Here is a 10632-nt window from a genome sequence, read left to right as displayed (position 1 = left end):
CGGGGTTCGGTGCGGGGCGGACGGCGACGATGCTCTGCCCGCCTCCGGTGTACGCGTCGGCGGCGTCGATCTGGTCGGCCAGGGGCACGTAGGTGTCCGCTTCGGGGGCGTGCAGCTCCTGCGCGTAGACGACCTGCTCGAGCTGCGGGGTGAGTGCGTAGAGCGCTCCGCTGGTCGCGGCGACGAGGATGAACGGCCCGACGAACAGGGCGGCGGAGAAGTGCAGGCGGAGCAGCAGCTGTCCGAGCCAGCCTGCGCTGCTTCTGTGCGGCGGGGGCGGGGTGTCGGCGGAGTCGCGGGGTCTCGTGGCGGTGGTGGTCATGCTTCTGGTCCTTCGGTGCTGTGGCGGGTGCCGGTGAGGGTCAGAGGAGGGTGTCGCCGATGTAGCCGCCCTCGACGCAGCCCGGCGGGATCGCGAAGACGGCGGAGCCGATCGGCGTCGTCCACTCGTTGAGCAGGTCCAGCTCGTCCAGGCGCTTCTGGATCGGCACGAACTGCGCGGTGACGTCGGCCTGGAACGCCGCGAAGATCAGCCCGGAGTTCGAGATGTCCTCGCCCGTCGGGGTGTCGTCGTAGTTGTAGGCCCGGCGGTGGAAGCGCTCGGCGGTGTTCTCCGAGCGGGCGCGCCTCATGTGCGAGAACTCCGGGATCACCGGGAAGCCGATGGTCGTCGTCGCCTCGAAGTCGGGCTCGTCGGCCTCCGCCGTCCCGGTGAGGGGCGCGCCGTTCGCGAGGGTCCAGGGAGGAGACGGGTCGGTCAGACGCTGCGGGGACCTCCGGGGAGGTCCTCGCCGCGGCTCGCGTCGATGATCAGGAGGCGGGCTGCAGAGGGGGGCCGCGCCGCAGCGCCGCCTGGGGGAAGACGCCCGAGGCGAGGGGGAGCACGTCGCGCAGCTCGAAGGAGGAGCGTCGCGCGGGTCGAGGAGCGGCCACCGGAGTCGGCAGGACCCGCACCAGGCGGGTGACGAGGTGGCTCGTCGTCGCGGCGACACTGACGAGGAGGGACTCGCCGCGGTGGAGCGCCGCGGTCGTCGCGACGGCGGCGACGAGGTGCGCCGCCCACATCGAGGAGCCGGTCATCCCGCTGTGCGTCATCGCCGCGCTGACGTCGATCACGGCACCGTGGTGCGCGTGCACCATCGGCGCATCGACCGGCCCCGTGAAGGTCCCGATCGTGAAGAGCGTGTGGAACAGGAACTGGCTGACTCCGACCGAGACCGCCAGGCGGACCAGGGAGAGCCTGCGCCCGGCGAGCGCCACGCACACCAGGACCGACAGGACGAGCGGCGTCGCGACACCGAGCGGACCCGGGATCTGGCCGCCGCCGGCCACGTGCGAGAACAGCGCGACGAGCGTCGCCACCGTCGCCGCGACGACACCCCGGAGGGTGCGCAGCGGGCGCGACGACGACATCTCCCCAGTGTCGCAGAAGCCTCCTTCCCGCGGAGGACCGCTCTCGGGCGAGAGGAGCGGCCGGGCGACGGTTCCTCTCAGCGGGCCGCGGAGGCTCCGGGGCGTCACTTCTCGGGCCGGACCACCAGCCCGACGCCGCCGCCGCGCCGCACCGGTTCGGCGACCGCGGTCATCCGGCCGGAGGGGTCGACCTCGATGGCGGCCACCGCGCCGATCTGCGCGGCCGAGGTGAAGGTGTCGCCCGAGGGGACCAGCTGCTGGCCGAAGGGAGCGAGGTCGTCGGCGTACGCCTCGATGAACTCGGGCTCGGCGGAGGTCGTCGCGCCGTTGCGCTGGGAGGCGCGGGGCGCTGCCACCGCCTCGGGGAGCGTCATGCCGAGGTCGATGCGGTTGACCAGGGTCTGCAGGACCGTCGTGATGATCGTCGATCCGCCCGGCGAGCCGACGACGAACCGCACGTCCCCGCCGTCGAGCACGATCGTCGGCGACATCGACGAGCGCGGGCGCTTGCCCGGCTCGATCCGGTTCGGGTCCCCGTCGACGAAGGTGGGGGAGAAGTCGGTCATCTCGTTGTTGAGGAGGAAGCCGCGGCCGGGGACGGTCATCGCCGAGCCGCCGGTCTGCTCGATCGTCAGCGTGTAGGAGGCGGCGTTGCCCCACTTGTCGACGACCGAGAGGTGGGTCGTGGAGATGTTCTCGGTGTCCGACTCCTCCGCGGCGGGGGCGGTCGCGCATCCGGAGCCGTCGAGAGCGCCGGGCGCGACCGGGCGGACGGAGGCGGTCGCCGGGTCGATCGTGCAGTCCCGCGAGTCCGCGAACTCCTGGCTGAGGAGCGTCTCGGTGGGCACGTCGACGAAGGCCGGGTCGCCGACGTAGGCGCCGCGGTCGGCGAAGGCGCGGGCGGACGCCTCGAGGTAGAGGTGCAGGGCGCTGCCCGTGTCCTCGGCCGCGAGGTCGTGGTTCTCGAGGATGTTGAGGGCCTCGCCGACCGCGATCCCGCCGGAGGAGGAGGGTGCCATCCCGTAGACGTCGAGTCCGCGGTAGGAGACGCGGGTCGGCGCCTGCTCGGCGACCGAGTAGGCCGCGAGATCGGCGACGGTCATCGTGCCGGCCGGGGCGGGGAGGTCCGCCCCCTCGGCGATCCGCGGGTTCTGGACCGTGTCGGCGATCTCGGCGGCCAGCGCGCCCTCGTAGAACGCGTCCGGCCCGTGGACGGCGATGGAGGTCAGCGTCTTCGCGAGGTCGAGGTTGCGGAAGGTGCTGCCCACCTTCGGCGCGTCCCCACCGGGGAGGAAGAGCTCGGCCGTGTCGGGGAACGCCTGGAACCGCTCGAGGTTGTCGAGCGTCTGGTTGCGGAAGGTCTCGTCCACCCGGAAGCCCTTCGCCGCGAGCGCGATCGAGGGCGCCAGCACGACGGGGAGCGGCAGGGTGCCGAAGCGGTCGACCGCGGTGTCCCAGGTCGCCACCGTGCCGGGCACGCCGACCGCGACGCCGGAGGAGACGAGGTCCGGGGTGAACGGGTACGGGGCTCCGGTCGCGGGGTCGAGGAACGCGTCCGAGGTGATGCCGGCCGGCGCTGTCTCGCGTCCGTCGATGGTGCTGACCTCGCCGGAGGCCTTGTCGAAGTAGACGAAGTACCCGCCTCCGCCGATGCCGGCGCTGTAGGGCTCACTCACGCCGAGGGCGGCGGCCGTGGCGACAGCGGCGTCAGCTGCGTTGCCGCCGCGCTTCAGCACCTCCATGCCCACGCGGCTCGCGTTCGCGTCGACGCTCGAGACCGCTCCGCCGTAGCCCACCTGCGTCGAGGGCGAGATGAGGGGTCCGCCGAGGAAGTCGCGGATCTTCTCGGGCGTGAGCCCGCTGTCCTTCAGGTATCCGGAGACGGGCCTGTCGAGAGCGGACGCCGGTGCGGCACCCGCCACTCCCACTGCGACGACCGCGACCAGCGCGATCGCGATCCTGCGGAGCACGGGTGTCGTGGCCATGGCGTTCCTCCATCGGAACTCTGTGGTGCGCGGTCGGCGATGCGGGTCCCCCCAACCTAGGGGCGGGGTGGGGGTGCGGGGTAGGGGGTGCCCGGTCGAGCTCGCCGCCGTCGCTCAGTCCCGGCTCGGTGCTGACGGCCCGTCGGGGATGGCGGGCAGTGCGTCGGTCGGCGGTATCGCGAACCAGAAGACCCCGTCCGCGAGCCGCGCGCGTTCCAAGGGCGCGCCGAGGGGCTCGGCCGTGTTCAGCGCCGCATCGACTCCCGTCGAGACGGGATCGTCGTTCGCGGCGTGCGGTGGGAAGCGGAAGCGCTGACCGATCAGATGGTCGCCGTCGAGACGGCGCCGGTAGACGATGCAGACGCTGTTCGGGCTCTCGATCCAGGTCCGGACCACGTCCACCACGGAGGCGTAGTTCTCGAGGATCTCGTCCTCCAGGACCCTCTTGACGACGGCAGCCTCGGTCGAATCGTGCATGGGCAATCCCTCCTCGGGTGGCGGACCGAGGAACTCGGCCCGCCACGGACGGTAGCCGAACCATTTTCGGCAGGGCGGAGGAGGCGCGCTCGAGCTCCGGAGCGGCGCGCGCCCCTCCTGGCCGGCAGGCCTGCGTCGGTACTGCTGACGGAGTCGTCGGGGCTCCTGATCCGGCCCGCGTGTCGACTCGTCCGGCAGCGCTCTTGACAGGCGAGCGAAGTAAGTGTTCGATCAGTCACATGCCTTCCCCCTCCTCCCGCTCCACCGCCGAGGCGCAGCGCGAGCGGATCACCGCGGCGGCGCTCCACGTCTTCGCGCGCACCGGCTACGCCGCGACTCCGATCACCGAGGTCGCCGCCGAGGCCGGTGTCTCGCCCGCCTACGTCTTCCGCCTGTTCCCGGGCAAGCTCGGCGTCTTCGTCGCCGCGGTCGACCGCTGCTACGAGCAGGTGGCGTCCACGCTCGCGGCGGCGGGGGAGGCCTCGCCCTCCTCGGACCCGGCCGACCGGCTCGAGGCGATGACCGTCGCCTACATCGACCTGATCGCCGACCGCGACCTGATCATGCTGCAGTCACAGGCGCAGAGCGCGTGCGAGGTCCCCGAGATCCGCGAGGCAGTGCGCCGCGGGATCTCCGCGGTCGTTCGGACGGTCACCGTCGTCTCCGGAGCCGACGGCCCGGCCGTGCAGCGCTTCGTCGCCTACGGGCAGCTCTGTCACCTGATCGTGCAGACCGACCTCGGCGGCGTCGACTCCGAGTGGGCCCGCATCGTCTCCGACGGCATCCGGCACCGCGACTGAGTCCGCGGTCCTCCCGTCTGCTCCTCTTCTTCCTCCCCTCCTCCTCTTCGCCACCCTCTTCCTCATGCCCGCCGTTGTGACTGTCCAGTCACTCACTACAAATTCCAGGAGCCCCTCATGTCCACCACGCTTCCCCGCACCACCACCCGCGTCGTCCTCCCCGGGATCGTCGAGCCGTCCGGACTGCTCCTCGAGCAGGCGCCGGTCGAGCCTCCCGCGGCCGGCGAGCTGCTCGTCGCCGTCGAGGCCACCGGCATCTCGTTCGCCGAGCAGTCGATGCGCCGCGGCCGCTACTTCGCCCAGCCGCCGTTCCCCTTCACGCCCGGCTACGACCTCGTCGGCCGGGTCCTCGCGGTCGGCCCCGGCGGCGACGCGTCGCTCGAGGGCCGCCGGGTCGCCGCGCTCACCAAGACCGGCGGCTGGACCGGGCACGCCCGTGTCGCCGCCCGCGACTGCGTTCTCGTCCCCGACGCGGTCGCGTCGGAGGACGCCGAGGCCGTCGTGGTCAACGGAGTGACGGCGTGGCAGATGCTGCACCGCTCGGCCCGGGTCTCCCGCGGCGACACGATCCTCCTGTTCGGCGCGAACGGCGGAGTCGGCGGCCTCGTGCACCGCCTCGCCCGCCTCGAGGGGATCCGCGTGATCGGCGCCGCCTCGCCCCGCCACCACGAGGCCCTCCGAGCGGCCGGGGTGGAGCCCGTCGACTACGCCGATCCCGACCTCGCCGCTCGCGTGCGCGAGCTCGCTCCCGGCGGAGTGCAGGCCGTCTTCGACAACGTCGGCGGAGCGACGACCCGGCTGGTGTGGTCGCTGCTCGCGCCCGGCGGCACCCTCGTCGCGTACGCGATCGTCAGCGCGAGCACCGGGAGTATCTGGCCCCCCTTCCTCCGCCAGCTCGCGCGGATCCAGGCCTACCGGCTCGCCCCCAACGGCCGGCGCGCGGTCTTCTACGACCTCTGGGCGGGCCACTCGCTGCGCCCCGCGCGCTTCCGTGCGCGGCTCGAGGAGGACCTCGGCCGCGTGCTCGGACTCCTCGCCGACGGCTCGCTGACGGCCAACATCGCCGCCCGCTTCCCGCTCACGGGGATCGTCGAGGCGATGGAGCTCGCCGAGTCCCGGACGCTCGACGGCAAGGTGATCCTGCTGCCGTGAGCGGGGTGCGTCCGGGCGGAGGGTGATTCCGGCGCGGAGGCGCCCGGTCGGCGAGCAGGGGAGAATGGCGCGGTGGACACGGGACTGGTCGAGGTGCTGAAGGCGCTGGGCAATCCCACGCGACTGCAGATCATGGAGTGGCTCCGCTCTCCCGAGGCGTCGTTCAGCGAGTTCGAGCCGATCGCCGACCGCGCCGAGTTCGGGGTCTGCGTCACCCATCTCGCCGCGAAGAGCGGTCTCGCGCAGTCGACCATCTCCTCGTACATGGGATCCCTGGAGCGCGCGGGCCTCGTCCGCTCGACGCGCGTGGGGAAGTACACCCACTACCGGAGGAGCGACGCCGACGTCGACGGGCTCCTGAAGCGGCTCGGAGCCTCGATCTAGCGACGTATCGCGAATCGTCGATATGATCGGCGGCATGACCGATGCTTCCGAGGCCGCTCCCGCTCGCCGTGCTCTGCTCGTCCACGCCCATCCCGAGGAGCGGTCCTTCTCCTCGGCGCAGGCGGACGCGGTCCTCGAGCAGCTGAGGGCCGACGGCATGGAGGTGCGTCGGCTCGATCTGTACGCCGAGGGCCGGGACCCGGTGCTGCACCGCGACCAGTTCGCGTCCGGCTCCGACTACTTCAAGCCGCAGGCGCAGCAGATGACCGCGGTCCTCGAGAAGACGCTCGGGGAGCCCGTCGCGAGCGATCTCGACGAGCTGCTGCAGGCGGATCTCCTGGTGCTCTCGTTCCCCCTGTGGTGGTTCTCGATGCCGGCGATCATGAAGGGCTGGATCGACCGCGTCTTCGTGATGGGCGCGACGTTCGGAGGCGAGCACGGCGTCTTCGCCGAAGGCGGCCTGCGCGGCAGGACCGCGATGCTCCTGCTGACGACGGGAGGTGGCGAATTGGCCTTCGCGCCCGGCGCCGCCGACGGCTACGGCGACCTGCAGTCGTTCCTCTTCCACATCCATCGCGGGATGCTCGAGTTCGTCGGCTACGACGTCCTGCCCCCGGTGGTCACCTACGGTCCCGCCCGCCTCGACGCGGCCGGACGCGAGGACGCCCTGCAACGGGCTCGAGCGCAGGCGTCCGCATCGACGGCCCGGCTGCGCGCCGCGTAGCCTTCGCCGCTGCGCCTCCCGGCCGCCCTCAGTCCCGCGACCGGCTCGCGTGCGCGCGGGCCTTCATCCGGTTGCCGCACGTCGCCATCGAGCACCACTTGGCGGTGCCGGGGCGGCTGCGGTCGAGGAGGAAGAGGTTGCACTCGTCGTTCGCGCAAGCGCGGAGCCGCCCGGGGAAGCGGGCGTTCACGGCGGACCAGGCGAGGACCGACTCCACCGCGAGGCGATCCGGCTCGGGAGCGCTCAGCTCCCACACGACGCCCTCACCGGTGACGCGCGGGGTGCGCACGGCGTGCGCGACCAGGTCCGCGAGCTCCGCGACGGCCGCGGGCGCGCCCGAGCGCACGACGGCCTGGAGCGCGTCGCGGGCGCGGCGCAGCCGCTCGAGCTCGTCCTCGGTGCCGGCTCCGCCCCACCGCCGGGCGAGCCCGCGACCGGACGTGTCGCCGAGGTCGTCCGTCGGCCGTCCGTCCACCACCGGCGCGCTGTTCAGCACCGCCAGGAGCAGCTCCTCGTCCCGATCCATCGTTCCCCGTCCTCCCGCGCCGTGCGGCCCGTTCGATCCATGCTAGCGTCCGGCTAACCAGTAAATCTGATTTGAAGGGTTAGCCATGGTCGTCGTCCATCACCGCACCGTGTCCGTCGACGGACTCGACGTCTTCTGGCGGGAGGCCGGGCCCGTCGACGCGCCCGTCCTCCTGCTGCTGCACGGGTACCCGAGCAGCTCGCACATGTTCCGCCACCTCCTCCCCGCCCTCGCCGGCCACTACCGCGTCATCGCCCCCGACCACATCGGCTTCGGACGCTCGTCCGCGCCCTCCGTCGACGACTTCGACTACACGTTCGCCGCCCTGACCGCGGTGGCCGGCCGCTTCCTCGAGACCATCGGGGTGACCCGGTACACGATCTACGTGCAGGACTACGGCGCCCCCGTCGGCTGGCGCCTCGCCCTCGCCGATCCGTCCGCGGTCGTCGCCGTGATCTCGCAGAACGGCAACGCCTACGAGGAGGGCTTCGTGCCCGGCTTCTGGGACCCGATCTGGGCCGACGCCGCCGAGCGGACCGACGAGACGCGCGACGCCCTCCGGCCGGCTCTCGGCCGGGAGGCCGTCGAATGGCAGTACACCCACGGTGTCCCCGACTCCACCACCGTCGATCCGGACGCCTGGGAGCACGACCTCGCTCTCCTCGCCCGCCCCGGCCAGGACGACGTGCAGCTGGCGCTCTTCCGCGACTACGCCACCAACCGCGAGCTCTACCCCGCGGTGCAGGCGTGGATCCGCGAGTCCGGAGTCCCCGTCCTCGCCGTCTGGGGCCGGAACGACGAGATCTTCGCCCCCGCCGGCGCCCAGGCGTTCCTCCGCGACGCGCCCCACGCGCGCATCGAGCTCGTCGACGGCGGGCACTTCCTGCTCGAGTCCCACCTCGACCGCGTCGTCAGCGCGATCACGGACTGGCTGCGCCCGGCGTGATGCACGAGGACGGGCGGGAGGGTCTCGTCGCCCGCCCGACCCTCCTCAGCGGACGGTGGTGGCAGCGGTGTCGGCGTTGCTGCGGATCGACGGATCCGGAGTCCTCACGGAGAAGGTGGTTGCGAGCGCTGTGCCCGTGCCTGCGCTCACGGCCGTGACGGTGATCTTCTCGGTGGACGTCCGCCCGTTGCCGAGGCTGGAGCGCTGGAAGACCACGATGCTGCCGATACGGGTGTACTTCCCCGTCGCGGAGACGAACCGCACCCCCGGCGGGAGGATCACCTTCGAGTAGACGGACGTCGACGCGGAGGGTCCGGCGTTCCTCGTGATGAGCGTGTACGTGAACGTCCTCCCCTTCACCGCGGTGGTCGGAGCGGAGACGTCGACGCGAAGGTCGGCCTTCGCGGAAGCGGATGCAGGGGACACGGTGAGAGTGCTCTGCGCGGTCGCGGTTCCGGCGGTGCTGGCGGCCTGCACGGTGAAGACGTAGGCGCCGGTCCTGGTCGGAGTGCCGGTGAGGCGCCCCGTCGGATCGAGGGTGAGACCCGGGGGAAGGGCGCCCGACGACACGGTCACGACGGGCGCCGGAGTTCCCGCGACCGCGTAGGTGAAGTCGTAGGCCGAGTCGACGACGCCGGCTGCGACGGTTCCGCTGATCGTCGGCGCGACGGGTGCAGGCGGGGCGGCCTCGACGGTGATCCGCCGGGAGGCGATGGTGGTCGTTCCGAAGGAGTTGGTCGCGGTGACGGTGAAGTCGGAGGTTCCGGGTTCTGCGGGCGTGCCCGTCACGAACCCCTCGGGAGTCAGGGTCAGTCCGGGCGGGAGCGTCCCGCTGGCGAGGGTGTGGTCCGCGAGGCGCGCATCCCCTCCGAAGGCGAAGGAGAACGGAGTGCCGACCGTCGCCGTGGGAGGCGCGGCAGCCGTGAGGACGGGACGGGTCCCGGTGGCGAGGGTGAAGCCGTAGCCGGCGTCGATCGAGGTGACCCCCTTCAGTCCTGCGGGAACCGTGGACTGGCCGGCACCGTCGTCGCCCCAGGCGGCGACGGTGCCGTCCTCGCGGAGCGCCACGCTGTGCCCGTACCCGGCGGCGACCGCGACGACACCGGTCAGCCCGGCGGGGACGTCGCTCTCTCCGTCCCTGTCGCTCCCCTCGGCGACGACGCTGCCGTCGGCGCGGACGGCGAGGTCGTGGGTCCGTCCCGCCGCGACCGCGACGATGTCGGAGTAGCCCGCGAAGATGTCGTCGGGGCCGTCGTAGCCCCAGCTCACGACGCTGCCGTCTCTCGTGACGGCGAGGGTGTGGAAGGACGCGGCGGAGATCGCCACGACGTCGTCCAGACCGGGAGGCGCCTCCAGCACTCGCCCCTGGTCGTACCCCCAGATCGCCACTGTCCCGTCGTCGCGGAGCGCGATGCTGTGGGTGCCGCTCGAGTCGATCGCGGTGACGCCGCTCAGCCCCGCCGGCGGCTCGGTGTACCGGTCCTCCGGGGGGAAGAGCGGCGCAACGGTGCCGTCCTCGAGAAGCGCCAGATCGGGGGAGACGGCCGCGACGCCGCGGAGGTCGTCCGCCGGGATGGGGCCGCCCTCGAGATTGTCACCCCAGACGGCCACTGTGCCGTCGCTCCTCGCCGCGACGCCGTAGTACTGGCCGGCCGCGATGGAGACGGCGTCGGTCAGATCCTCGGGGGCGCTCGTCCGACCGTCCTCGTCGTGTCCCCAGCCCACGACGCGCCCGCCCGCGACGGGAGCGTCGGCCGCGTGAGCCGCGGCCGCGGTGCCGGTGAGCGGCCCGTCGAGGGCGGCGAGGCCGGTCCCGAGGAGGAGGGCGCCGGTGAGGAGCGCGAGCGGGCGGACAGTGCTTCGAAGGCGCATGGGGTCTTCCGGTCGGGTCGGCCGTCGTCGGCCGCCCTGCGACCGTGACAGCTGCGAGCGCCGTGGGCAACGCCCTCTTCCGGCCACGTCCGGAAGAGGGCGCCCAAGCGGACGTCCTTCGTCGGCCCCGCTCGGCTGATCCTGTTCACGACGGAGGAAGGATGAGGCTCCGGCGCCCGTTCCGCGCGGATCGCGGGGTCCTGGAGCAGATCCATCCTTCGTTGTGAACACCGTCTGGACGAGGTCCTGCGTCGGCGATGCTCCGAAGCCCGGCTTCGACCTCGTCAGGACCCGAACCCGGCTCCCGTCGGCTCCTCGGCGTTCCGGATGACGGTGAGCAGGAGGTCGTTCAG

At 72.5% G+C, this 10632-nt stretch carries 11 protein-coding genes and 1 pseudogene; 5 read left to right on the top strand and 7 right to left on the bottom strand.

Going from position 1 to position 10632, the window contains the following annotated elements; translation table 11 throughout:
* The 5 genes and pseudogenes from C5D09_RS16660 to C5D09_RS16640 all read right to left on the bottom strand — a co-directional run.
* On the bottom strand, positions 1-322 hold a 322-nt coding region (locus C5D09_RS16660), incomplete at its 3' end, for a PepSY-associated TM helix domain-containing protein (RefSeq protein WP_146085668.1).
* A gap of 40 nt (positions 323-362) precedes the next feature.
* Positions 363-734, bottom strand: a pseudogene (locus C5D09_RS16655) (Dyp-type peroxidase); the annotation flags it as partial.
* Positions 735-810: 76 nt separating this feature from the next.
* A complete protein-coding gene (locus C5D09_RS16650) occupies positions 811-1413 on the bottom strand; it encodes a hypothetical protein (RefSeq protein WP_104269815.1) in 603 nt (200 codons plus the stop codon).
* A gap of 104 nt (positions 1414-1517) precedes the next feature.
* Positions 1518-3398 carry a gamma-glutamyltransferase gene (gene ggt / locus C5D09_RS16645; RefSeq protein WP_104269814.1) on the bottom strand — a complete coding sequence of 627 codons (1881 nt, stop codon included), beginning with the start codon at positions 3396-3398 and terminating at the stop codon, positions 1518-1520.
* Positions 3399-3512: 114 nt separating this feature from the next.
* Positions 3513-3875 carry a hypothetical protein gene (locus C5D09_RS16640; protein WP_104224922.1) on the bottom strand — a complete coding sequence of 121 codons (363 nt, stop codon included), beginning with the start codon at positions 3873-3875 and terminating at the stop codon, positions 3513-3515.
* 239 nt (positions 3876-4114) lie between these two features.
* Here C5D09_RS16640 and C5D09_RS16635 point away from each other — a divergent pair, with 239 nt between their 5' ends.
* From C5D09_RS16635 to C5D09_RS16620, 4 genes are all read left to right on the top strand, one after another.
* On the top strand, positions 4115-4675 hold the full coding sequence (locus C5D09_RS16635; RefSeq protein ID WP_104263383.1) for a TetR/AcrR family transcriptional regulator: 561 nt from the start codon (positions 4115-4117) through the stop codon (positions 4673-4675).
* A gap of 117 nt (positions 4676-4792) precedes the next feature.
* Entirely contained in the window at positions 4793-5827 is a 1035-nt protein-coding gene (locus tag C5D09_RS16630; protein ID WP_104269813.1) for a medium chain dehydrogenase/reductase family protein, read from the top strand.
* Positions 5828-5899: 72 nt separating this feature from the next.
* Positions 5900-6211 (top strand): helix-turn-helix transcriptional regulator, encoded by a 312-nt coding sequence (locus tag C5D09_RS16625; protein ID WP_244230566.1) that lies wholly within the window; start codon positions 5900-5902, stop codon positions 6209-6211.
* 34 nt (positions 6212-6245) lie between these two features.
* Entirely contained in the window at positions 6246-6935 is a 690-nt protein-coding gene (locus tag C5D09_RS16620; protein ID WP_104269816.1) for an NAD(P)H-dependent oxidoreductase, read from the top strand.
* Positions 6936-6963: 28 nt separating this feature from the next.
* Here the strand turns inward: C5D09_RS16620 and C5D09_RS16615 are convergent, their stop codons facing one another.
* Positions 6964-7461, bottom strand: coding sequence for a CGNR zinc finger domain-containing protein (locus C5D09_RS16615; RefSeq protein ID WP_104269812.1), 498 nt, complete (start codon positions 7459-7461; stop codon positions 6964-6966).
* A gap of 85 nt (positions 7462-7546) precedes the next feature.
* Here C5D09_RS16615 and C5D09_RS16610 point away from each other — a divergent pair, with 85 nt between their 5' ends.
* Positions 7547-8407, top strand: a complete 861-nt coding sequence (locus C5D09_RS16610; RefSeq protein WP_104269811.1) for an alpha/beta fold hydrolase — start codon at positions 7547-7549, stop codon at positions 8405-8407.
* A gap of 45 nt (positions 8408-8452) precedes the next feature.
* On the opposite strand, the gene C5D09_RS16605 is transcribed toward C5D09_RS16610, so the two are convergent.
* The gene (locus tag C5D09_RS16605) at positions 8453-10279 is read right to left on the bottom strand and encodes a putative Ig domain-containing protein (RefSeq protein WP_104269810.1); all 1827 of its coding nucleotides are present in this window, start codon (positions 10277-10279) and stop codon (positions 8453-8455) included.
* Between the last annotated feature and the right edge of the window lie 353 nt (positions 10280-10632).

It is taken from the genome of Rathayibacter sp. AY1C9 (genome assembly GCF_002932315.1).
Classification (GTDB): domain Bacteria; phylum Actinomycetota; class Actinomycetes; order Actinomycetales; family Microbacteriaceae; genus Rathayibacter.
The sequence above is the reverse complement of the archived record's forward strand: the minus strand, read 5'-3'. Positions and strand labels throughout refer to the sequence as shown.